Origin of the sequence: Chloracidobacterium sp., from assembly GCA_016711345.1 — a bacterium.
Lineage (GTDB): Bacteria > Acidobacteriota > Blastocatellia > Pyrinomonadales > Pyrinomonadaceae > OLB17.
This window is the reverse complement of record JADJTD010000002.1, coordinates 12,361-34,423: the sequence shown is the minus strand read 5'-3', so window position 1 is coordinate 34,423 and position 22,063 is coordinate 12,361. Positions and strand designations below refer to the sequence as shown.

The 22,063-nt window shown below is 53.0% G+C and carries 34 protein-coding genes; 29 read left to right on the top strand and 5 right to left on the bottom strand.

What is annotated here, in order from left to right:
- Positions 1-2 precede the first annotated feature (2 nt).
- Genes IPL32_17730 through IPL32_17715 form a run of 4 tightly spaced genes read right to left on the bottom strand, consistent with a single transcriptional unit; the run spans position 3 to position 5,700 of the window.
- Positions 3-2,165 carry a hypothetical protein gene (locus IPL32_17730; GenBank protein MBK8467658.1) on the bottom strand — a complete coding sequence of 721 codons (2,163 nt, stop codon included), beginning with the start codon at positions 2,163-2,165 and terminating at the stop codon, positions 3-5.
- 7 nt (positions 2,166-2,172) lie between these two features.
- Positions 2,173-2,529: a hypothetical protein gene (locus IPL32_17725; protein MBK8467657.1), complete on the bottom strand. Its 357-nt coding sequence runs from the start codon at positions 2,527-2,529 to the stop codon at positions 2,173-2,175.
- Between the two features lie 58 nt (positions 2,530-2,587).
- Positions 2,588-5,194, bottom strand: coding sequence for a phage terminase large subunit (gene terL, locus IPL32_17720; GenBank protein MBK8467656.1), 2,607 nt, complete (start codon positions 5,192-5,194; stop codon positions 2,588-2,590).
- Positions 5,191-5,700, bottom strand: a complete 510-nt coding sequence (locus IPL32_17715) for a hypothetical protein (GenBank protein ID MBK8467655.1) — start codon at positions 5,698-5,700, stop codon at positions 5,191-5,193. The genes terL and IPL32_17715 overlap by 4 nt, the downstream gene beginning before the upstream one ends.
- A gap of 249 nt (positions 5,701-5,949) precedes the next feature.
- On the opposite strand from IPL32_17715, the gene IPL32_17710 reads away from it, so the two are divergent.
- The 6 genes from IPL32_17710 to IPL32_17685 all read left to right on the top strand — a co-directional run bounded on the left by IPL32_17710 (position 5,950) and on the right by IPL32_17685 (position 9,083).
- On the top strand, positions 5,950-6,228 hold the full coding sequence (locus IPL32_17710) for a hypothetical protein (protein ID MBK8467654.1): 279 nt from the start codon (positions 5,950-5,952) through the stop codon (positions 6,226-6,228).
- 92 nt (positions 6,229-6,320) lie between these two features.
- The gene (locus IPL32_17705) at positions 6,321-6,593 is read left to right on the top strand and encodes a hypothetical protein (protein MBK8467653.1); all 273 of its coding nucleotides are present in this window, start codon (positions 6,321-6,323) and stop codon (positions 6,591-6,593) included.
- 110 nt (positions 6,594-6,703) lie between these two features.
- Positions 6,704-6,877: a hypothetical protein gene (locus IPL32_17700; GenBank protein ID MBK8467652.1), complete on the top strand. Its 174-nt coding sequence runs from the start codon at positions 6,704-6,706 to the stop codon at positions 6,875-6,877.
- A 487-nt stretch (positions 6,878-7,364) separates the two neighbouring features.
- Positions 7,365-8,390, top strand: coding sequence for a hypothetical protein (locus IPL32_17695; GenBank protein MBK8467651.1), 1,026 nt, complete (start codon positions 7,365-7,367; stop codon positions 8,388-8,390).
- 206 nt (positions 8,391-8,596) lie between these two features.
- A complete protein-coding gene (locus IPL32_17690; protein ID MBK8467650.1) occupies positions 8,597-8,821 on the top strand; it encodes a hypothetical protein in 225 nt (74 codons plus the stop codon).
- Between the two features lie 13 nt (positions 8,822-8,834).
- Positions 8,835-9,083, top strand: coding sequence for a hypothetical protein (locus IPL32_17685; protein ID MBK8467649.1), 249 nt, complete (start codon positions 8,835-8,837; stop codon positions 9,081-9,083).
- A 96-nt stretch (positions 9,084-9,179) separates the two neighbouring features.
- Here the strand turns inward: IPL32_17685 and IPL32_17680 are convergent, their stop codons facing one another.
- Positions 9,180-9,443, bottom strand: coding sequence for a hypothetical protein (locus IPL32_17680; GenBank protein MBK8467648.1), 264 nt, complete (start codon positions 9,441-9,443; stop codon positions 9,180-9,182).
- 83 nt (positions 9,444-9,526) lie between these two features.
- Between IPL32_17680 and IPL32_17675 the strand changes: the two genes are divergently transcribed.
- The 23 genes from IPL32_17675 (at position 9,527) to IPL32_17565 (ending at position 21,970) form a co-directional block, all read left to right on the top strand.
- Positions 9,527-11,881 (top strand): hypothetical protein, encoded by a 2,355-nt coding sequence (locus tag IPL32_17675; GenBank protein MBK8467647.1) that lies wholly within the window; start codon positions 9,527-9,529, stop codon positions 11,879-11,881.
- The gene (locus tag IPL32_17670; protein MBK8467646.1) at positions 11,878-12,072 is read left to right on the top strand and encodes a hypothetical protein; all 195 of its coding nucleotides are present in this window, start codon (positions 11,878-11,880) and stop codon (positions 12,070-12,072) included. Before IPL32_17675 ends, IPL32_17670 begins: the two co-directional genes overlap by 4 nt.
- A gap of 136 nt (positions 12,073-12,208) precedes the next feature.
- Positions 12,209-12,475, top strand: coding sequence for a hypothetical protein (locus tag IPL32_17665; protein ID MBK8467645.1), 267 nt, complete (start codon positions 12,209-12,211; stop codon positions 12,473-12,475).
- Between the two features lie 70 nt (positions 12,476-12,545).
- Complete coding sequence (locus IPL32_17660) at positions 12,546-12,737, top strand: hypothetical protein (GenBank protein ID MBK8467644.1); 192 nt, start codon at positions 12,546-12,548, stop codon at positions 12,735-12,737.
- The gene (locus IPL32_17655) at positions 12,734-12,898 is read left to right on the top strand and encodes a hypothetical protein (GenBank protein ID MBK8467643.1); all 165 of its coding nucleotides are present in this window, start codon (positions 12,734-12,736) and stop codon (positions 12,896-12,898) included. Before IPL32_17660 ends, IPL32_17655 begins: the two co-directional genes overlap by 4 nt.
- Positions 12,895-13,776 carry a hypothetical protein gene (locus IPL32_17650; GenBank protein ID MBK8467642.1) on the top strand — a complete coding sequence of 294 codons (882 nt, stop codon included), beginning with the start codon at positions 12,895-12,897 and terminating at the stop codon, positions 13,774-13,776. The genes IPL32_17655 and IPL32_17650 overlap by 4 nt, the downstream gene beginning before the upstream one ends.
- A gap of 141 nt (positions 13,777-13,917) precedes the next feature.
- The gene (locus IPL32_17645) at positions 13,918-14,502 is read left to right on the top strand and encodes a hypothetical protein (protein ID MBK8467641.1); all 585 of its coding nucleotides are present in this window, start codon (positions 13,918-13,920) and stop codon (positions 14,500-14,502) included.
- 40 nt (positions 14,503-14,542) lie between these two features.
- Complete coding sequence (locus IPL32_17640; GenBank protein MBK8467640.1) at positions 14,543-15,337, top strand: PD-(D/E)XK nuclease family protein; 795 nt, start codon at positions 14,543-14,545, stop codon at positions 15,335-15,337.
- Positions 15,334-16,680 carry a DEAD/DEAH box helicase gene (locus IPL32_17635; GenBank protein MBK8467639.1) on the top strand — a complete coding sequence of 449 codons (1,347 nt, stop codon included), beginning with the start codon at positions 15,334-15,336 and terminating at the stop codon, positions 16,678-16,680. Before IPL32_17640 ends, IPL32_17635 begins: the two co-directional genes overlap by 4 nt.
- A 121-nt stretch (positions 16,681-16,801) precedes the next feature.
- The gene (locus IPL32_17630) at positions 16,802-17,479 is read left to right on the top strand and encodes an RNA polymerase subunit sigma-70 (protein ID MBK8467638.1); all 678 of its coding nucleotides are present in this window, start codon (positions 16,802-16,804) and stop codon (positions 17,477-17,479) included.
- On the top strand, positions 17,469-17,777 hold the full coding sequence (locus IPL32_17625; protein MBK8467637.1) for a hypothetical protein: 309 nt from the start codon (positions 17,469-17,471) through the stop codon (positions 17,775-17,777). The genes IPL32_17630 and IPL32_17625 overlap by 11 nt, the downstream gene beginning before the upstream one ends.
- Positions 17,747-18,046 carry a hypothetical protein gene (locus IPL32_17620; protein ID MBK8467636.1) on the top strand — a complete coding sequence of 100 codons (300 nt, stop codon included), beginning with the start codon at positions 17,747-17,749 and terminating at the stop codon, positions 18,044-18,046. Before IPL32_17625 ends, IPL32_17620 begins: the two co-directional genes overlap by 31 nt.
- A 157-nt stretch (positions 18,047-18,203) precedes the next feature.
- Positions 18,204-18,518, top strand: coding sequence for a hypothetical protein (locus tag IPL32_17615; GenBank protein ID MBK8467635.1), 315 nt, complete (start codon positions 18,204-18,206; stop codon positions 18,516-18,518).
- Between the two features lie 125 nt (positions 18,519-18,643).
- The gene (locus tag IPL32_17610) at positions 18,644-18,964 is read left to right on the top strand and encodes a hypothetical protein (GenBank protein ID MBK8467634.1); all 321 of its coding nucleotides are present in this window, start codon (positions 18,644-18,646) and stop codon (positions 18,962-18,964) included.
- Positions 18,964-19,254, top strand: coding sequence for a hypothetical protein (locus tag IPL32_17605; protein MBK8467633.1), 291 nt, complete (start codon positions 18,964-18,966; stop codon positions 19,252-19,254). The genes IPL32_17610 and IPL32_17605 overlap by 1 nt, the downstream gene beginning before the upstream one ends.
- A 45-nt stretch (positions 19,255-19,299) precedes the next feature.
- Positions 19,300-19,464 (top strand): hypothetical protein, encoded by a 165-nt coding sequence (locus tag IPL32_17600; protein MBK8467632.1) that lies wholly within the window; start codon positions 19,300-19,302, stop codon positions 19,462-19,464.
- Complete coding sequence (locus tag IPL32_17595) at positions 19,461-19,640, top strand: hypothetical protein (GenBank protein MBK8467631.1); 180 nt, start codon at positions 19,461-19,463, stop codon at positions 19,638-19,640. The genes IPL32_17600 and IPL32_17595 overlap by 4 nt, the downstream gene beginning before the upstream one ends.
- 14 nt (positions 19,641-19,654) lie before the next feature.
- Positions 19,655-19,978 (top strand): hypothetical protein, encoded by a 324-nt coding sequence (locus tag IPL32_17590; protein ID MBK8467630.1) that lies wholly within the window; start codon positions 19,655-19,657, stop codon positions 19,976-19,978.
- 2 nt (positions 19,979-19,980) lie between these two features.
- Positions 19,981-20,223, top strand: coding sequence for a hypothetical protein (locus tag IPL32_17585; GenBank protein ID MBK8467629.1), 243 nt, complete (start codon positions 19,981-19,983; stop codon positions 20,221-20,223).
- The gene (locus IPL32_17580) at positions 20,210-20,734 is read left to right on the top strand and encodes a hypothetical protein (GenBank protein MBK8467628.1); all 525 of its coding nucleotides are present in this window, start codon (positions 20,210-20,212) and stop codon (positions 20,732-20,734) included. The genes IPL32_17585 and IPL32_17580 overlap by 14 nt, the downstream gene beginning before the upstream one ends.
- A 345-nt stretch (positions 20,735-21,079) precedes the next feature.
- On the top strand, positions 21,080-21,331 hold the full coding sequence (locus tag IPL32_17575; protein ID MBK8467627.1) for a hypothetical protein: 252 nt from the start codon (positions 21,080-21,082) through the stop codon (positions 21,329-21,331).
- A 72-nt stretch (positions 21,332-21,403) separates the two neighbouring features.
- A complete protein-coding gene (locus IPL32_17570; GenBank protein MBK8467626.1) occupies positions 21,404-21,685 on the top strand; it encodes a hypothetical protein in 282 nt (93 codons plus the stop codon).
- Positions 21,686-21,787: 102 nt separating this feature from the next.
- A complete protein-coding gene (locus tag IPL32_17565; protein ID MBK8467625.1) occupies positions 21,788-21,970 on the top strand; it encodes a hypothetical protein in 183 nt (60 codons plus the stop codon).
- The last annotated feature ends 93 nt before the right edge of the window (positions 21,971-22,063 follow it).

Sequence of the window (22,063 nt, the reverse complement as noted above, 5' to 3'; positions counted from 1 at the left end):
GTTTACTCCTGTTGTGAAGGGCTGGCGGTTCCCTGCGCTTCGCTGCGCAGTTGTTGTGCACGCTGAGCTTCCGCCTGCTGCTCAGCCTGTTGATCGCGCAGCTGCATGTTCTGCGCGTGTTCCTGCTGCTTGAAAACCTGGTTCTGCTGGTGCTCTTGAGCCTGCAGTGCCAGCTTCTGCTCCATCTCCTGAACCTTCAGAGCGAGCTTCTCGCGCTCGGTCTGCATCTTCATCTCCATCTCTTCGCGTTTGAGCTGGGCCTCTTCTCGCATGAGCTGAATTTCAGCCATGACCTTCTGCATCTCGCTCTGATCACCACCTTGGGCTTCCTGAGCCTTCGTCGCAGCTTCGGCAGATGTCTTCTGGACCTCGGCCTCTGTCTTCGCCACCTCAGCTTCCTGACCGCGCATCTGCAGCTGCTTCTGCTGCTGCGCTTCAGGCGAGTTCGCAGCGGCTTCCATCTGCTTGACGATCTCAGCGCGGTTCTGCAGGCGGCTGTTCTCAATCAGCACGCTATCCGGGATTGGCAAGCCAAGCTCACGGAGGGCGCGTGCCTGTTCGAACTGGGAGTCTTCGAGGCTGGCACGTGCCGGGGTGGAAGTGACTACGATGCTGTACTCACCGAGCGTGAGGTCGTTCAGAATCTCACCTGTTACCGGATCAGGCTGGTTCACCTCGACGCTCTCAGACTCGTGGCTGACGTTGTCCTTGATGATGTCGATGATGCGCGGCTCGGTGTAGTACTCCTGCACGATATCCAATACGTTCCGGGCCAGGATGTAATCTGTGCGCTGCAGGTTGTCCTGCGGCTTCGCCATGGAGACGGAGCCACTCTGCTTCTTGTAGGCGATGGCCTTCGCTGCCACGTCCTCGCGGTCGAAGCCCTGCATGCTGTCAGACACGCCGGAAATCGTCTTGATGCTGTCCTCAGCCTTGTAGGTGATGCGGTCGAGGCCGGTGGGGGTCTGGTTCGGTACGATCTTCTGCGGCGGCTGCGCACCCTTGCGGTACTCAACGACGAGACCAGTCTGTGCACCCTTCTGCTCCAGCTCACCGATGGTCATGTTCAGCAGCGAGTCCTGCTCAATCATCCAACCACTGTTCGCCGTCGTGTTGACGATGTGCAACTCCTGACTGGAGACCTTGTTCAGAATCTCCTGCGGCCCCAGCAAGTTCTCCACAGCACCCATGGTCTTGCCGTAGCGGAACATGGGGAAGAACGGCACGATGGTGAAGTGCTTGTATGGCGACCAGTCGTCGTGCAGCAGCACGTTGTCCGCCGTCACACGCCAGCGTACCCGCTTGATCAGCTTCTTCGTGGTGCTGAGCTGACCCTGAGCCTTCTCAAGCACTAGCGAGATGCGGTTCCTGTCCCAGTCACGTGGAATTGGCCGCATATCGCCGGTCTGCAGGTCAACGAAGTGCTCCTGCTTGTCCAGCTTGCGGTACTGACGTTCGAGCACGCGGATATTCCGCTGCTGAGTGATGTTCGGGTCGTCGGAAGTGGTGCCAGTCAAGGTTGTGCCAGCAAAGCGGTCACGCACGCGCTCGACGGAATCCGCCCCGAAAGTAGCGAGGCCAGCGTGGTCCTTCAGGTACTTCGCATCGTCTTCCGAATAATTGATAGAGATGTCGTCAGTGGTCATCCACTTCGAGATGAAGCAGTCCGCCCAGCTATCCGGGTCGTACTCCTCGCCATCCGGGTCCAACACAACGTTCTTGCTGTTCTGCAGGCCGATGCGCACCTCGCCCTGCATGCTGTCGGTGAAGTCCAGGCGCACATCGTAGAAGCCACGGCTGCGCACCATGCCGTCGCAGAACACGTCGCTGCGCGTCCAGTCCAACTGGTTGTTCTGACTGATCTGCATCCACACCTTGTTCAAGGCGTCTGCCACCTCGGCAGGTGCGCCGTTCTTCGGTCGATACAGGACTTCTGTGCGGTTGTAAATCTGCTCTCCGAGAATTGTGCTGATCGTGGACATGATCTTGTTGATCGTCATGGCCGGTCTGCGCTCTTCCTTCAACCGTGCCAGATCACTCACTTCCCACTGGTTTCCAATCAGGAAGTTGTCGCACTTGTCGGCCTTGGCTATGAACTCCAAGTGCCCACGGTCGCGGCAATACTCAAAACGACGCCACTGCTCATCACAAATCTCGGTATTCACTGGCATATCAGCAGCCCCGTTTTTGGTTCACTGCTGCCTTGCGACGAAGAAGTTCTTTTTCGACGATACCGCCGTCCTTCATACCAGCGGCGGAGCGCACAGCGTCCCTGTTCGCCTTGATAGCGTCGATTACCCCCGGTACGGTGGTGGGTGTAGTGGTGACAGCAGGCTGTACGGGAGACGGTGCCGGTGGCATGGGGTCAGGTGTGGCGATAGCAGGCGACGGTGCCGGACCGTACTCTGCCCCCATCTTGGCTCGCGCCGCCTGTGAGGCTTTCACGCTGGCCAGGGGGTCTGTCTCCGGTGTGGTGGGTGGTACCGGCTTCTTCTTGATGCCGAGCATGCTGCCGAGCGAAAAGTCCATGGTGCTCTCCTGTTCAGATTTCGCCAGAGTGTATCAGAGTGTTATACCCGTTGACAAACTAGGCGCTCATGTGTGTACCGCCTCCGTTCTCCATGAAACGAGCGAGATCGTCCTTCCAGCTCTTGAGTTTTGGCTCAGGGCGCTTTTCGCGAGGTGCTGTACGGGTCAGGATGAGGCGCGTGACCCAGGCAAGGGCGTCGATCTGGTCGTCGTGCTTCCCTGCAGGGAAGTGCAACATCTCTTTCTGCAAGTCCTTCCACCAGTGAGCGTTCTGGTCGAAATACACCTTCCCCGCCTGCATGCGCCCCTTCAACGGATTCGCCCGTACCATCTTGTCCGTCAGAGGCTTCAGCACTTCGAAGCTGGGGAACGTGCGCTTCTCCTCACAAGCCTTCAGGAACTGCGTCTCGATGGACTTCCATATCTGCCCGTCCTCGACACCCAGACCGTCGACAGCGAAGAGCTTCGCCATGTCCACCATCGTCTCCGCGAGGTGTATGCCGTCTGCCGTCTTGAATCGGCGGATGTCGAGCACGTAGCAGGCGTCGCGGTGATCCACACCGACAGTGGCACACACCGTGAAATCACTCTCCTTGCCTGTGCTGATGGCGAAGTCCCATGCCTGATACACGTAGAGGTCTTCCCGGCGCGGCGCAGTGGAGTAGTAGCGGAACATCTCTTTTGAGAAGTAGTTCCCCTCGTCTGGTATGGGGTTCTGCTGGTACAGCGCGTCCCACGTGCGCTTCATGCCTGCTGCGATGGCGTTGCGCTTGATACGCAACATGGCCTCGGTGGTGTAGCGCTCCGGGTGAATCGCCGTGTTGTGCGGACGTGTGCGACGTGCTCCTTGCGGTACGGTGTAGTCCGGAGGAATCTCGACGATGGTGTCGTCCTCCAGCAGATACTCATCACCAGACTCGTTGATCGCCGGGTAGCGCACAACTTCGAACTGGTCACCCTCCCCTGCAGCCATAGCATTCTGGATGCGACCCGCCCAGTCGTCGTCGTGCCACCAGGTGTTGTGTGAAACCAACCCGTTGGCTATGAAGTTCTCAGTGTCGTCGACCTGAACGTCGAAAACTTCTTCCTCGCAGTCGAACTCAATGCTGACGATTTCATCCAGCGTGAAGTCGAAGGTATTTCGCTGCGGAACGTGCCACCGACTCAGTTCCAAGATGTCCGATTCCTGCGTTGCAGTCGTTGCAGAGCAATCCTCGAACCCTGCCTGTGTCGTGGCAGTGATCAACGGCGAGTTTGTCTTTCCAATGCGCAGGTTGACGTTCCCGACCACACCCGCAGATGGCGCATTTTCCGCCCTGATCGGCGTACATTCTGTCGTAGTCGGCTGCTGTGATCCCGTAGCGATGCTTGAGTCGGGCATTGCGACGAGGTTCGTAGCCGTCAGCTTTTGTACGGTGCCCGTCCGCCCACTTTTTCTTGTAGTAGTGCGAGCTACACAAGCCTCGGCACTTGGCAGGCTGCTCACATCCATCAACTGAGCAAGCGATGCCCTTCCACTTACCCCATTGTCCGGGCAGGCTACGATTTTGTGGGCCGTAGTCAAGCTTCTCACTCTTGTCCATACGAGTTCTCCGTCGGGTGTGATTGTCAGGAAGGGATGCCTCTGATTCGCTCTGACAATCTTACCAGAAGTCGTCGTAATTTTGAAGACTAAATCTCGACCACTTGTCTTCAAAGCCGCTACACGAGAGGAACTTAGCGCCCCGTTGCGGTACGTGGCTACCTTGTCAGAGGTCTTCAGAGTGTCGAGGCGTTTCTCGGTGCCGTCCGCCATCAACACTAGTGTGTCGCCAGTCATGCACATGAGGCCAAGCACGCCGCCACCCGGTGCGAGACGGGTGTATGCAGTAGAGATGTACCACTCCCATGTGTTGTCACGAATCGTCAGCGAGTCCGCAGCCTCGATGTCCTTCACCAAGTCGTCCAGCAGCAGGATGTGAGCACCGCGACCCGTAATACCCGTGCCGACACCCGCAGCGAGGTAGCCGCCACCACGGGTCAAGTTCCAGTTCTCAACAGACTGGCTGGATGGATCGAGTCTGGCGTCGGGGAACACAGCGGAGTAGGCCGGATCACGAATGAGGTCACGCAGGTAGCGTGAGAAACTCATGGTTAGGCTGCCGGTATGGCTCGCAGCGATGATTTCCCAGTCCGGGTGCTGCCCCAGTACCCATGCAGCGTAGTGGCGTGAAGAAATCTCTGACTTACCTGAACGCGGAGGCATCATCAGAAGCAGACGAGGCTCCTCGCCATTTTCTACCTGCTGGAGGAACCGTTCGAAGCGGCGACAGATGTCTGCGTGGACCCAACCGGCCATGTACTTTGGTCGGAAACGCTGAATGAAAGGCAACAGACGACGGCGACACAGCTCTCTTGAAGCGAGTTCAGCAAGTGGGTCGGCTGTCGCAGCATCGTAGTCAAACATGGGTGCGAGATATGGCTCAATCAGGCCACTCTCATTGGTGGGTACAGGTGCCTGTTCTTGAGGTTCTTGAGGTTCTTGGTGAAAAAGTTCTTCTGCGGCGTCGACTTTGACCACTCGCTGTTTCTTTTCTGGCTTGGGCGGTGGCGTTGGCTCTGCTGGCTGTTTTGCAAGCTCTTGTGCCTTGAGCTGACCGAGTGTGAGTGGCTTTTTGCGTGTCATTGCAGTCTTTCCGACTCGCCATCGATCGTTTTCAGGCGACCTTCAGCCAAATCCATCAACTCCTGGTCGGTAAGCTGCCGTAGTTTCGATGCGAAGACGTTTTGATCCGTCGTCAGCTCGATGCGCTTCGTCTCCGGAGCGTAATACCCCATGACTTTCGCGATTTTGTCTGCACCGTTGATCATGTTGGCCGGATCAGCAAGAGTTCTCGCCATTTCGATGGCTTCCATGAAGATATTCATCACATCGATGCGCTTGATCGTCGAAATATCACTCATCTGGCTTCGTGCTTCAGCCAGTGCAGTCTGTACATCCTCATCACGCATGACGTTTAGCGCGTTTGATGGGTGATAACCGGCAGCACGCATGGCGTCAGTGTCCGATGCGCCTTCCATCTTTGCCTGTACGACAGCCGCATGCTTGGCTTTTATCTCCTCCTGCTTGGTGCAGATGGATTTTTCTCGCGCCTTCTTCGTTACGACGGCATCTCTGGATATTTTGCCCATGATGTTTGCATACTCTCTGAAAGAATCTAAAAATATTATATGCGAGTTCCGTAGAAATGATAGGGCGGGGTTGCTTCGGATTTGTTTGTCATATTCTGAAAACGAAATTTTGCAAAAATATAGCGAAATCACTTGGCATAAGAGTGATTTCGCAAAAACGAAAGGATTTACTTGGTGTACATCCCTCCCCCACCTCGCCAAAGTGACCACCCCACTTCGGATTCGGATTTCGGGAAAGGTAGGAGTCCCTTGTTTCGTAGTGACGAACGATCCGCGTACTTCGTACGCGAGGCGCTGCGCGAGGCGCATCGCAACACCATCGCTTGTGTCAATCACAAGGAGATGATCATGAACTTACCGCTCGATCTACTGCACGGCATGCCTGTGCTCGTTATGCGCCCAGGCCACTATCCAAGTACCAAGGATGTTCAGGACATCATGAAGACTTGGCCCAACTCAACCGTACGTACGGAGACCATGCACTACCCGCACACACGCTTCGTGGTCACCGTACGTCGTCGCAACTAATTACACTTGGGATGCGCGAGGCGCATCCCACCCCTTTCTGTTTTTGTAGCTGACGAGAATGTCCTCGCAGCTAATCACTCAGGAGAAACATCATGGCCAAAGCCAACTCGTTCAACGTTGAAGCCTACCTCGCTTCCAAGACTGTTGAAGAAAATCGTCCGTCGCTCGCAGCCGTCGTCGCCAACAAGTTCGAGAACGTTGTGCAACGCGCCAGCTATCGCGCCGGTAAGGTCAGCGAGTCGCTCGGCGGCACTGGCGAAATCTTCGACCTCGGCAAGAAAGTCGGTGCAATCGATGCGGCTGCACGCACTGAAGAATTCCGTGCTCGTGCTGCTGCTGAAATCCGCGCACGCATCGGTCAGTGACAAATCAACAGGGCGTGGGGCAACCCACGCTCCGTTGAAACCGAGCACAACGGCCTATGGGCATCGGGCCTAGCCTCTGCGCTTGGCCTTTCCGACACAGGAGGAAACACATGCTTCATGAATTTTTTGAACAAGCGTCGTTCATGGACGACCCGCTTGAAAAAATGTTGCGCGACGAGGAAGCGGAAGATGAAATCGACGCGTACGAGGCGCAATGCAAATCGGGTATGCACCGCACATATCCGAAGAAATCCTCTGACGCTGATTTTATTCCAATGCACTAACCACATGGCATAGAGCACTGAATATAAGCGTTTGCTTAATTAGCCGTGGAACAATTTGTTCCGAAATTCGCCAACTTTAGTCTAAATATCGAACATACACATGGTCAAAAACAGCATAGTGACCATTACCACTTGTTATATTCAATATTTTAGAACATTGGAACAAATACCCTATAAAACCAGTCGTACCAATGGTTTCAAGCTGTTCCAATATTCGTTCCGAACACCGTTCCGTTCCGGTATTTTCTGCCGTGGAACATACATGACAAATGGATTGTTTCACGACAGGAGTTGTCATCGTCATAAGTGACTTTCAAAACACCCCCGTGGAACCAAAATGTTCCGGTTTTTGTGAACGCTTTTTGGGGCACTTCGCAGCACATTCGCATACAACTTTGTCATTTTGGGATTCGCGAGGCGAATCCCACCCCTTTCTTCATGTGTAGTGAAACTTCACTACATCACTTAATCACACAGGAGTAACATCATGACTCACACTGCACAAAGCATCATCAACATCTTCAGCAAAACCCAGTCGCTCTCGACTGATCCGATCTTCCGCAAACTCAACATCGGCTGGCTGCTCAGCTCTCCGTTTGAGTGGAACATCATCAACCGCGCTGCTGTCCTCGCTCGTATGGACGAAGACATTCGCAACAGCGAGAAAGGTGATCAGGTCAAGGTTGCTCTGGCATCCCTGCGCCATTTCGCCAAGCTGGCTGAATCCCACGAAGTTGGCATGGGTGCGATCCGCAACTGCCTCAAGATTGACGCCGAGATCAATATCGACGCCATCAAGAAGCTGACACGCGACCAGGTGGCCATGGAACTGCGCAACAAGCCCATGTCCGTGGAACAAATCGTGAAACGCCGTACCGAGCTGCAAACGCTCAAGCTGGAGCAGGCAACTGCCCAGAAGGCGCAGAACGAAGCACTGCTCGACGAGGTGTACTTCCTGTGCAACTCTTCCGACAGCGAACTCAGCACGGGCGTTGTCGGTGACGACGCACAACTCGTTGATTTCGACGAGTACGGCTACATCGTCGAATCGCTGCTGGAAAAGCTGGTGCGTCCGCTGCGTGAAATGCGTATTCACCTCAAGTCCCTGCGTGATCGCAGCTTCATCGCCAGCCACATCGAGGCGTGTAACCGTTATCTCCCCGAGATTGAAAAACTCATGGTTGAAACGGGCATCGACGTGGCCAAACTCGATGGTGAAGAAAAACGCATCGAAGACACACTGCTGGCTGCCGATGCAGAATTCGACAAGACGGATGCTGAAGTGGAAGCGGCACTCGCTGCTGCTGATGCTGAAGTGCCCGAGCCTGTCGAAGCACCTGTGACCAAAGCCACTGCCACTCGCGTACGTGTGCCCCAGGCTGTCGCTCAGCGCCAAGCTGAAGAAACTGCTGTGAAGCAGGAGGCCAAGGCACATGCTACGAAGATGGCAACAGCTATCGCCAAAGCCAAGGCAACGAAGTCTGCGAAGAAACAAGCTGCACTCGCAGAGTAGTACCGCCGCATGACGGGGAACGTGGAGACTAATAACCTCTCCACGTTCTACATGCAACTCGCACGTGTAGCGAGTGATAAAGCAATTACACCGGTCGTGTGACTTGGGGCTTAGCGTGAGCCTGACCGTACGCCCAACTATTCGAATGCAAACGCGGCATTGCCGGATAACGTAACCGGCACTCATTCAGTTACAAGGAGATCATCATGAGCGGAATCATCGATTCTAACGGCGTCCAGTGGGAACACTGCACTTGCTGTAACAAATCAGTTCGGCTAGACGACCTCGGCTACGAATCGCCAAGGTTAAAATATCCACATGGTCGTGATATTTGCATCGATTGTGTCATCAACGGCATCGAAGATGGTTCGATTCTCGTAGAGAACATCATACCGTCGAACAACTGGATAGCCGTTACTGAACCAACTTAACAAGGAGATCATCATGTTTGGTTTAGGCCACATGGACTTAGGCCCTGTCATCTACGGTGTGGTTATCTTCCTTGGCTTGTTCAGCATCTGGTGGAAGATCACACATAAACGCTACATCGCAGCAGTCATTGAAATCACGGTGTTCATCATTGTGTTCAAACTGCACGGTGGTAGCATGGCAGGTGGCTTCGCAGCAACAGTGGCAGCACTCATTGCTGGTGTTGTTATCCCACATACGCTTCCAAAAAGGTGGAGGTCATGAACACGTTATACAACATTGGTAAACGCTTCTTTGAATTCAGCAACTACATGTGGACCATCGTCGGCATTGTCACAATGCTTAAGTGGGTTGTGAACTTCATTGCCAATAGCTGACAATCAACACATATCGCACTTGGGTTAATCCCCAGGTGCGATATTTTTCATTGTTAGACCCACCTATGGGCATCACATCGAGGAGGGCATCATGACTGAGGTAATACAATTCATCCTCAACCTCCCAGTTGAGATGCACCTCTACGACTTCTTGTTCTACATCACGTTCATCCCTGCCCTGCTGTGGATATGGTTCGACTGAACGCTGCTGACACAGCGTGAAACAGCGTGAAACACCGTGGAACACTGGTCAATCCTCAGCTCTGAGGAACTCTTTGACAAGGCTTGTTCGAGTCTGTCAGACTATTCGCTCTACCGAGGAAATCCATTATGCAGATCACATTTCTAGGGGCAGCGTTGCCTCTGGTGAAGTCATTTTCACCGACATCAAAAGATGCCTACCCACTGGTGACAAACTTCACCAGTTACAACGAAGAAGTAAAAGACCCACTCGACCTGTTCAAAGCGATCGACAAACATGCCACCCAAGGACACTGCCTACTCAAAGGCACCATCGCACGCCCGCTCAGTAATGAGCCTCGTCGTGGAACCACCTCAACTGATTCGGTCACCCAGTGGGTATGTCTGGATTTTGACCGACATGAAACGGCTGACATCGATGAAGAACTCACCAAGCTGGGCGTAGGCAATATCAGCTACACACTGCAGTACTCTGCCTCACATGGCCTGGACGAGAACGAAGGCACAGTCAGTGCCCATGTGTTCATGCTGTTGAGCAAACCCATGGCTGCACCCACGCTGAAGGCGTGGCTGATGGAGAAGAACCTGACCGTGTTCAACGATGGTCTGCGTCTCTCGCGTTCGAAGAACACACTGAGCTGGCCACTGGATATCACCACGTGCCAGAACGACAAGCTGCTGTACATCGCACCGCCTATCTTCAAGGGTATGAAAGACCCTATGGGCAAGAACTCACGCATCAGCTTCGTCAAGCGCAAGCTCTCGGCCATACCTGTAGAGACCATAGGTGAGAAGCACATCAACGCACTGAAGGTCGACGAGCGTGCAGCACTGAACGCACTACGTGTCGCTGAGGGCCTGCCCAAGCGCACAGCGAAGACCACCTGGGTGACAGGTGTCGAAGTACAGAACAAGCCTGACGTATGTACTGTTACCGAGACCAAGGACTGTGGTGAGTACATCAGATTGAACTTGAACGGTGGTGACTCATGGGCTTACTACCACTACCGTGACAACTTCGAACTGATCCACGACTTCAAAAGTGACACGTGGTACAAGACGAAGGAGCTGGTGCCCGGCTACTACAGTGAGCTATGTGATCAGCGTTCCGCACACACCTCAACCCCAACAGAAGATGGTGATCTGATCCTGGCCTTTCGTGATCTGCAAAGCTCCGAGTACTACAACGGGCTGTGGAACCCGAAGGAAGAAAAGCTCTCCCTCTACCGTGCAAAGAACGAGACGCAACTGGATCACTGGATGCGCAGCCATGGACGTTTCCTTGGCGAGTTCATCCCGATCTGGCAGATGAAGTACCTGCCAAAAGAACACTTCACTGTCGACGAGAACGAGCATGTGATCAACATCTTCCAGCGCAGTCGTTTCATGCGCTTGGAACCAAAGCACAACACACGCTTCCCGACGATCAAGGGCATCATCTGCCACATGCTGGGTGTCACACCCGACAATGATCCGGACAAGCTCTTCGACCACTGGATCAACTGGTTTGCCTGCATCTTTCAGCGGCAAGAGAAGCCCACCACATCCTGGGTCATGCAGGGTACGCAAGGTACCGGCAAGGGCTATGTGTTCAACAAGATCATCTCGCAGCTACTGGGCAGTATGAATGCTGCCTCTATGCTGGCTGCGAACGTCGAGGATGACTTCAACGGCTGGATGGAGAACATTCTGTTCGCCTTCATCGATGAGGTGGATGTCGACGACTTCAAGGAGAAAGGTCGCGTCGGTGCCAAACTGAAGAATCACATCACTGAACCGACGATACCTATTCGCCACATGCGTCGTACAGCCTATGACGCAGTGAACACATGCTGCTTCATGTTCAGCTCGAACATGCCGCAACCTGTACACATCCCTGAAGGTGATCGGAGATACAACGTGGGTGAGTTCCAAAGCAAGAAGCTGCCGCGACCTGACGACAGCGTGGTGAACGCAGAACTTGAAGCCTTCGCTCAGTTCCTGCTGGCACACAAGGCGGATATCGTACAAGCGAATACTATCGTGCACACCGAGGCACGTACCAAGATTCAGCGCCTGGGTGTCACCAGCCTTGTTGAAACCTGTCAGATGATCATGGACGGTGACTTCGAGGCTCTCTGGATGGCACGCCCTGATGAGAAACTGCTGAACGAGTCGGGGATCATGAACGAGCACACGACGAACGCTGCGGCGTACATCCTGTTGCTCAAAGAGATTGCTCGTACCGATTTCGACGACAAGATTACCCGCGATGAGCTGCTCATCATGCTGCAGTACAACGTGGGGAACATGCCGAAGACGCCGAACAAGTTCACCAGCTTACTGCGTCACAACAACATCTCGTTGAAACGTATTCGCAAGAACAACGTGCTTGGCTATGGGATTCAAGTGGACTGGAAAGTCTCGGCAGAACTTCGTCGAGAACTCGAAGCCTCTCTGAACCTATCGAAAAAGAGACTGAAAGTCGTCGGAGGGAAGAAATGACCATCGAAAACGTAAAGCTCAGTGACCTGGGCATCGCGCTCATCCTGAGTGAGCAGGAATACCGGGCACTTCAACTGCAAGAGAGACGCTGGCGTGAACGCCGACGCGAGGCAGACGACATGCTGAATCAGATTCACAACCAGCAGGATCAAGTTCTCAAAAACATCATCGCTATCAAGGAGCAGATATGAAACATCGTCACATCACGTCCCGCACGCCCCGTAACGAGTGCCCTGGCTATCACACCCCCGACGCGCCGAAGAGCACATCCGGTGGCGGCTATCCGCACAAGCAACCGTTCAACATTCGCAAGAAGGAGAAATAAGCATGTCAAACGCTCTCTTCGCAGCCATAGCTGCACTCATCGCAACTACGGGTGAAAAAGTCCAAGACTTCGTCCCGCGCTTCTCATTCAACCATGGCACGCCCTCGCGCCGTGTACGTAGCGCCGGAAAGCGCGGCCAGGCTGGTGACAAGATGGCCCGGCATGCAGACGAACAGCGCCTGGGCACATGTCACGGTATCAGCTACCCGATGAAGGTCACACCCCGTATGGCACGTGCAGCGAAGAAGCGCATGTCGTTGCAGTCCTGATCTTTCGCGCAGTTTCTATATAGGGACAGAAACTGAAAGTAAACTGCACGCAAACACACAAGGAACTGAAATGAAAAAGCTCAGCACTGGCGACGACTCAACGCTGAAGAATTACCGCAAGCTGGCGTCAATGGTATTTGGCGCAGACAGCCCACAGGTCAAATACCTCGACGAAGAAATCGCAAAATCACCGAACGGTGAAAACGAAGAAGTTATCGCTGACGAAGGCCAGGTGCTCTACCTACTTGGGAGTCTGTCATGATCAAATCAATTGACCCTGACAAGCTCACCAAGTTCATCAAGTCCCTCCGACGCCTCGCCAAGGAGGTAGACGATAATGGTCTGGACAGCATCAACATCGAAGATGGTGAGCTGGCTTACATGCTCAACTACGCAGCAAACCTGCTGGAGAACAAGAAATGAAACCACTCGTGATCTATCACGCCAACTGCACCGACGGCTACGGCGCTGCGTTCGCAGCATGGCTCAAGCTGGGCGACGAGGCTGAATATCTGCCGATGAATTACGGCGAGAGCTTCGAATGGCCCGAAATGACAGGTCGTGAGATTTACATCCTCGACTTCAGTTTCCCCCGCGAAGTAATGGAGATGTTCTTCGCTCGCGCCAAGCGCGTCGTCTGGCTCGATCACCACAAGACTGCGTTCGAGATGTGGTGCAGCACTGAACGAGAACACTTCATACTCAATGACACGACAGATAACGTGATCATCCTCGACAACAACAAGTCCGGCGCTCTCCTCGCTTGGGAATACTTCCACCCCGGCACCGAAGTCCCGATGCTGATCCAGCACATCGACGACCGCGACCGCTGGCAGTGGAAGCTTGCCGGTTCGGCTGAGATTCATGCAGCACTAAGTAGCTACCAACCGTGGAGCTTTGAGCAGTGGCAAAAACTCATTTTGCTACAAGAACACATTCACATCTATCACCAAGGCACCGCCATCCTCCGCGCCCAGAAGCAGCACGTCGAGCGCATGGCGAAGCAGGCGAGGGAATGCAGAATTATCTTCGATGCCAACTCGGCTGCATCAGATGGTGCATCAGGCCTCGCCGTCAACTCATCAATCCACCAAAGTGAGGTCGGGCATGAACTGGCAAATGCTTCTGGTACTTACGGCCTTGTGTATTACATCAGCAGTGATGGGCGCGTGCGCTGCAGCCTTCGCAGCAATGGTGAATATGACGTTTCTGCAATTGCCAGCAGCTTCGGTGGGGGCGGTAATCGGAACGCTGCTGGTTTTGAAACTGACATCGAAACGCTGATGGAATGGATCAAATGACAAAAGAGGCCATTCCCAACACAATCGAAGAACTTTTCCTCGTCGCTGAAAACGACAGAGAATTCTACGACACGGTTCAGCCAGCAGCAGCAGACCGATTCTTTCAGCACACAATAAACGGCAGCACTTTCAGAGAAATCTGTGTACAAGGCTCTGACCAATCTGTTCAGAGGATATAACGGCTCTGCTTATCAGTACGTCACGTCAAAGGCTTGCGTGTACTTCGCTTGTCGATACGCGCCTGCTTCGAAATCCAGAGGATGGTGTCGTGCTCGAATAGCCGATGGTTTTGCAGAGTATTCGATACTGCAAGCAATGGTACTGGAAAGCGACATATCCACGCTTGTAAACAAGCAAGGCGAAATGAAGGACCTCGCATCAAAAGTTTCAACCAGGCTTTTCCTGCAGGACTGGGTAAACGAAGGGGACCAACCCTGGGCACAACCTACAGGCGAATTTCAAACTGCCGCACAAAACCTCACACAAATTTTCAAGGAGCCAATCATGGCAAACAACGCACCGATCTTCGAAATCAAAACCTTCATCCGTGGCACTGATGCAACAACCCTGAACAACGAGGCAATCTTCAGCGTCATCACTGAAGCCGAAGCTCGCATCGAACAACTCAACAAGATCGAACACAAACCGAAGGCACTCAAGGACGAGATCGAAGCGCTTCAACTCGGCTTGCAGAACATCGTCACCTTCGTTGACGGGCGATCCTGAACTCTGATACGCTCTGCGATTCTCTGTGCGAGGCAGTAAGATGACAAAATCCACGATCCCCAACTGGTCTTTCTCCAGGCTCACCGTGTACGAATCATGCGCGTATCGTGCGCGACTCGCATCCATCGACAAGGTGCCTGATCTACAACCCAAGACCGCTGCGGATCGTGGTACTGCCATTCACCAGGAGGCCGAAGATTATGTCACTGGAAAAGCCGCCCTCACCGCCAACCTCCGTCATTTCAATGAAGACCTCTCCTCCCTCGCGAGACACTATGCCGAGGGGCGTGTCGTTTGTGAGGAGGAATGGGGTTTTGACAATCAATGGCGTGTTGCTCCTTGGAAATCAGCGTGGCTCAGGCTTAAATGCGACACAGTGTGCCACCTTACAAAGCAGCATGTCGCAGTGGTTGATTTCAAAACCGGCAAACGATTCGGCAATGAAATAAAACATGCCGAGCAATTACAACTCTATGCACTGTGTGCTCTGATCCGCTACCCGGACGTTGAGCAAGTGACATGTGAGCTGTGGTACATCGACCACAACGAGCTGGCTTCCTTCGTCATGCATCGCCGTCAACTCTCACGCTATCTGAAGATTTTCGATCAGAGAGGCGTGAGACTTACGACGGACACCACGTTCAAACCGAACCCGAACATCTTCTCTTGCAAATACTGCCCGTACAGCCCTGACAAACAAGGCGACTGCAAGTTCGGCATCTCTGTATCGGGTCAGCAGACCTCTGTGGTCAAGCCGATGAACTTCGTCAAGACGGGCAAGGCGACCAAGGCCGACAAGATGTTTGGGGATGACGACTTGAAGAGATTCCTATGAAAAAAATAACAGCAATGAAGCATCAGCTTCAATCCCTCGCATTCATGAAGGGAAAGAAAGCTGTTTTCGATATGAGCGATCCTGGCACTGGCAAGACCTTTGTCGAGATCATGGACTTCGCTGACCGACGCAAGAAGCGCGGCGGCTGTGCCTTGGTAGTTGCTCCGAAATCATTGCTGCAAGCGGCATGGGCCAACGACGTAAAGAAGTTTGCCCCACATCTGAAAACCAGCATCGCATGGGCACACTGCCGTGATGATGCATTCAACGTCGATGCAGACATCTACATCATCAACGTCGATGGCGTGAAAGACCTGTTGAAGAAACCTGCCTCCTTCTGGAAGCGATTCAAAGGCGGCACGATCATCTTCGACGAGAGCACTGCATTCAAGCACCACACGAGCAAGCGCAGCTCAGCTGCACGCAAGATCGTAAAGTATTTCGAGTACCGACGCACTATGAGCGGTACGCCTACCAGCAACGGCATCTGCGACATTCACCACCAAGTACTGCTGCTCGACGATGGCAAACGCCTGGGTCAATCCTTCTACAGTTTCCGCAACGCAGTGTGCATACCGGAACAGACCGGGCCTTCTGCCAACATGCTGAAATGGATCGACCGACCCGGTGTTGAAAACACGGTGATTGGTCTGCTCTCCGACATTGTGATTCGTCACAAGTTTGAGGACTGCATCGACATCCCACCCAATCATAAATACGCGCTGAACATCACACTCAGCCCGAAGCACAGGAAGCTATATGACGAGCTTGAAAAAGAGTCCTTCCTTGAATTCAGCACGACCACCATCACAGCGATCAACGGCGCTGTCCTTGCGACGAAACTGCTTCAGGCGGCGAGTGGTGCCGTATATAACAATGACGGCGGGTATTCATCCTTCGCAACTGATCGCTATGAGCTTGTTCTCGACCTTGTAGAAGCACGTAAGCACAGCATCGTCTTCTATCACTGGGAGCACCAGCTCGAAGAATTACTGAAAGAGGTCAAGAAACGCGACATCACCCACAAAGTGTGGGACGCAGATCACCCTGAGATTGAGCACCAGTATCAACAAGGATTCTTCCAGGTGCTCTTCGCTCACCCGCAGTCTGCTGGTCATGGTCTGACACTGACCAAGGGCACCGCTACGATCTGGGCTTCTCCTACGCCAAACCTTGAACACTACCTGCAAGGTCTGAAGCGTATTGACCGTATTGGTCAAAAAGAAAAGACCGAGACGATTGTCATCGTAGCCGAGGGCACTCGTGATGAACGCATCTGGCAAATGATGCAGGACAAGAAAGTTCGTATGGATCAACTGTTCGACGCAGCAGAAGCACTGTGATCTACAGCCGCCTGAATATTTCAGATCGATGGTGTGCGAATTGTCGCAGCTATCGCCCTTTGAAGAACGGCGATTACGTCAAGGCTAATAGGGGTAAAACACACCGCTGGTTCTGCGAACTGTGCTTGACGAGTTGGAAAGAAAAACTCATATCAGCGGAAGCTTTACTCATGCAGTTAATGATGGGGAAGTCGAAGGAGAGTTCTCAGCTATGAAGGACTATCGCGTAACAGTTAAGGTCAGAAATAATCGACTCTTAAAAGCAATTGAAGAGTCCGGTGGCACGCCTGGTCAAAAATGGTGTGATGCAAATTATCTGAGCTACACGAAAGTAAACGAATTAATCAATATGACGCGTAGTCCAATAACGTCGTATGGGGCATTAAGCCCTATTGCAACTCAACTATGCGACCTACTCAATAAGGTGCCAGAAGACCTTTGGAGTGCAGAACAACTGCACCCATTGGAAAAGAACTTTGCTGAAATGGAAATGAGTCACGAACAATTAGCGGCACTACTACCATCAGAACAACAATCCTATGAATTAGATATTAGTGAATTCGAAAATAAACAAGTTGCACAACAATTACTTGATGTTTGCACAGAAGCGCTAACACCTCGCGAACGTCAAGTGCTGCACTACCGATTTACGGAAGATATGTCACACGTTGAAATAGGAAAAATACTTGGTGTATGTAGAGATCGCATTATTCAGATTGAAGCAAAGGTTCTACGCAAATTACGCTCTGGAACAAGGTTAAAAAAACTATCACCTCTACTGGCCGCATATGCCGCGTAACTACATCCTGCACCCAAAGCAGCAACGCCAGGGCATGCGTACCAACTACACCATAAACAAACATTTCTGGGCAAGCGTACGTGCTGCTGCCCAATTGATCGTTATGGCGTTAATCGGTTTACTGATCTGGAACACCACTGCACTTTCTCAAGCCATCTACGAAGAGTACTCGCAGCGAGATAAGGCCGAGCAGCTCATCATTTCCTGCTTGCGGCATGGCGCTGCTTACTTCAACAACGAACTGCACCTTTGCCGACCAGCGAATGTGTGGATCGAAAAAGGAAAGGATTTGAAATGACTACAGGCTCATTCAAACACGCACTGAACGACGGTGAAGTCGAAGTCTTCTTCCAGTACAAGTGGCCGTACGCTTCGTCCGCAGAGATCACCAAGATTATGTTCGAAGGCGTTCGTGTCAGCGACATCCTGCACCCGGAAGACTACGAGTACCTGCAGGACCGCATGTATGACGAAGCGGAGAAGCACAAGCACGAAGAACTGGTATGCGCAGCCGAGGCTGCATGGGAACGTGAGCGTGACGACGCGATGATGGGAGAACTGACATGAAAATGCCACCGAACTACTGGCCCCTGGCCGCACATCGCCAAGCGCGTCGACAATCAGCAAGTCTCATACGCGCCAAACGATATCTGCAAAAACGAGGTATCAGTGCGCACAGCGTTGGCAGCAAGTTCGAGTACAGCCAAGCGCCAAAGGTGTTGGTATGAACTTCACCCAACTCGCGCACCACTACGCCAGCACTCATAAGCCCGAAGTGACAAGGGCTGTTGCTACGCAGAACAAGCGAGTGTCGACGGGGTTTCTACAAAAGACGCTCGATAAGTACGAGCAGGTTATGCGGGGTAAAGGCTGGTTTCATACCGACCGACTGGCAGGGCTTGTAGGTACTGACAAGTACAGCGCAAATCTGATACTGAAGCGTATGCGTGCCGCCGGAATTGTCGAACTTGACGACTCAGGCAAGAACGAACGCGGTAGACCGCTGTATCGTTGGCAGTGGATAGATCAACGGGGCTAATCAACCAAGGCTGCAGTCGGGAAAACTATGGCCTGCCCCACCCTTCAACGCCGGGGTGCCACTACTTAGAAGTTGCTGGAGGTAGCGGATTGGATCACCCCGGCACCAGATAGGAGAGAAGTGTGATGGAAGGTTATCCAGCAAAACGGGACTGGAAGCGTGAGTGCAAGGAACTCGAAGCCCTCGTCGCCCAACAAGCTGCGGTAATTGAGCAGATGCGCGAGGCACTTCAAGTTGCTGAACGTAATAATCCGGACAAAGTGCTTGTGACTGTCTTTAGCAAAGCCCTCGCCCTCCAACCATGCCCGGAAGTGCTGAACAAGGTACGGGCTGATGCGGTTCGGGAACTGTATAACTGGTACATGGATCAAGACGTGTTTGACCATCTCGGTGAGGCAGCTATTGAAACTTTTATCGCACAGCGCATCGAGAAGGGAGAAGCGTGATGGCAATCGTTCTAATCAACGAAATCCCGACAGAAGTCGGTAGCGGCGCAGATGAAATCCTTAGGCTCAGGGAAGAACTAAAGGTTCTATATGCGACCAACAATAACCATGTAGAAGTAAGAGTCAAACTTCGAGAAGAACTCGCCGCTTGGAAAGAAGGCCACACAAAAGAAAAGTTGTCAGCAATTGAGTGGGCAGGCAAGTGTCAAGAACTGCAAGAACAACTCGCAACGCTCAAGGCTGAACTGGACAAATCAACCGATAGAACGCGCTTTTGCAGCACATCCTAACCTTGATTTAGATATTGAGTTCGCCATGCAGAAGGAGAACGGGAAATGACTGACGAAGACAAAGAGTATTTGATTTCAGTGATCGAGTCGCAGATTGCCCGTTGGTGTGACTTTACAGGTTTTAGTGGTGACGGTGTGCTGGCGACAAGAATTGCGAATGCGCTCGAAAGCGAGTTTGCGTTTATAGCCTACAAGGAGAAGCAACCATGAGCAAACGTATTTATCCGGTATCTGATGCTCAAATGCGAAGAGACGCAAACAACAATAGGGGATACAGCGACCGTGTTGAGAGAATGGAGGTTGCACTTAAAGCTCGATACGGAGAAGCGTACAAGCGTTGGCCTGAAGACTACTTGGTAAAACCAGCCTTTGACGTGTGGAAGTAAGCGGAGAAAACAGAATGAACACCGAAATAAAAAAACCGATCGAGGATGCGGCGAAGCTGCTTGGTCTTGAAGTGGTTGATTGGCGCGGAAGCACTCCGGTTGCAGTTGATAACCAAGGGCTGTTGCATGGATTCAACCCACTCGACCCAGAGCGCGGTGATCTGATGAAGGTGGCGGAGGCTGCGGAGTTGGAGATTCGATTTAATCTGCTGTCTGTCGTTTTCTATGGGCCGGCAGGGTTGCAAGTGATGATCCCGTTTGAGAAAGGCGACTACCAATCCCTCGCTCTTGCTGTGCTTCGTGCAGCCTCGGCTGTGTTGAAATCGAGAGGAGAATAAGAATGAGCATTACTTCGGACAGAATACGCGAACAAGGATTTTTCCACGCTCTTGCAGACGATGCTGCGGATGAAATAGATGCGCTGGAGAAGGAAAATGCAAAGCTGCGAACATTAATTGAATTGATCTTCTCCTCGACGCTTCCATACAACGGCGAAGAGGCGACATTCAGTGATGCAGTTACTGACATGTGGAAAGAACTGAAAGAACTGACTGAAGAGGAGAGACAGAATGCTGAGTTTTGAAGAAATTGAAGATTGTTTCCCGAATGGGGCGGTATCGCTACCAGACGGCTGGATAGGAGTAACGGCACAGTGGATGCACGACCTTGCCCGAGCAATCGAAGCCGAAGTGCTGCCGGAAGGTTGTGTTGCTGTGCCGCGCATCGTAACTCCAGCCATCGAGGCGGTGTATGGCAACGACAGCGGGGCTTACGGCACCGCGCAAGAACTGCACGACGCAATGATCGCAGCAGCACCGAAAGCGCAAGAATGCAGTTGCCAGCAAGGTCAAATGTGTTTGGTCTGTGACCCCGACATTGCGCAATCGAAGCCAGCGCAAGCCGAGAAGCAAGAGCCGGTGAAGGATGAGCCGGTTGCTTATCTTGCTGGCATGTACCGCAGCGTTATTGAAGGTAAGGCGGAAAATATCCCACTAGGGGCCACAATCAGTTTCATCAATATGGGATGGAAGAATCAGATTGAACTCTACACCCACCCACAACCTGACCTCACGGCAGAAGTGGAGAGGCGATGATTGATTTTCTGAGAGAGGCATGGGCGCTGGCGAAGAAGAAACGCGCCGAGCGCCGAGACAGCGACGAGAAGGCTGCGATAGCAAAGGTGTTCAACGACCGCTACACCTACAGGCACGAATACCGGAAGGATTGCGGACGGTTTGAGAACTTCACACGGCGGGGCTATGCGTGGATGTGCCCTGAGTGCAACGCCGTTCACGCACCAACGGACTGCTCCGGACTGACGGGTTTGCAGTACCCGCGATGCTGCGGAACTGGCGAAGGGCACCGACTTCATGATGGCATTAGGACGTGATGCCCAACGCTAGCGTAACCGGCCTTGCGCCGGAGAAAGAGTGTGAGAAATGAGCGAGATTATCGCGCAAGGTCCGGTTGACGTAAATGTTATGCCCGAACCTGTTTGTGACGTGCGCGGAACCAAGCGCCGAAAATGGCTTAACTGGTACGGAAAGGATTGGGAGCGTCATGCAGTTGGAACGACCCTTTACCTTGACGCTGACGTTTCGCGGTTGATAGTAGAACGCGACTACTGGAAGCAACAGGCCGAATCGCTAGCGCGAACAGTAATGATGGACCAGACAGCACACGATGCATAACGCTGGCGTAACCGGCGCGTAGCGAAGCGGAGCGTCCGCGTTGACGCAAATGTTAGGCATAGGGGAGTGAAGATGAAACCGAATGCAGCACTGGAAGCGCGAATACAAGCCGCTTACTCGGCAGTACCCGAATACGTCCGCGACGACATTTATGAGGCCGCGAAGTGGGCGAAGGAGACGTTGATGAACCGTGAAGGCGCTGGGCATCAGATTTACGTGTCGGCAGCGCGGAACGGGTTGGTGTGCTGTTCCTTCGCCAAGGTGGAATGGGCCGGCGACCACTGCGGGCGCGGAATGGAGCACGGCGCGGAAGCCATTGTGATGGCAGTGTGCGAGTACATGAATGGTGCCTAACGTGAAGTTGAGGCGCGGCGCAGAAGAGTAACCACGGAGCGCCGCTTATAAACCGTCGCCTCGAACGTAGGGTTAGAGCGCGGCGTTTGATCGGAGAATTGTATGAACCTACCAGAACCAACAGCATATATGTGGGTTGAAGCGTGGAAAGACACCGATACGCCCTATGGTCCAGGCGACTACAACGAAGAGGTTGTTTTTGATACGAACCCGCCAATTGACGGCACGTATCACTCGAAGCTCTACACCGAAGAACAGGTGCTAGAGATGCTGCGCTCTAACTAGAAGTAGACGTCACTTTTGACGTATACGCTGGACAACGCGGCGCACCGAAACACAACTGGCACAAGGCTTTCGGGCCGAGTGTCTGATTATTTA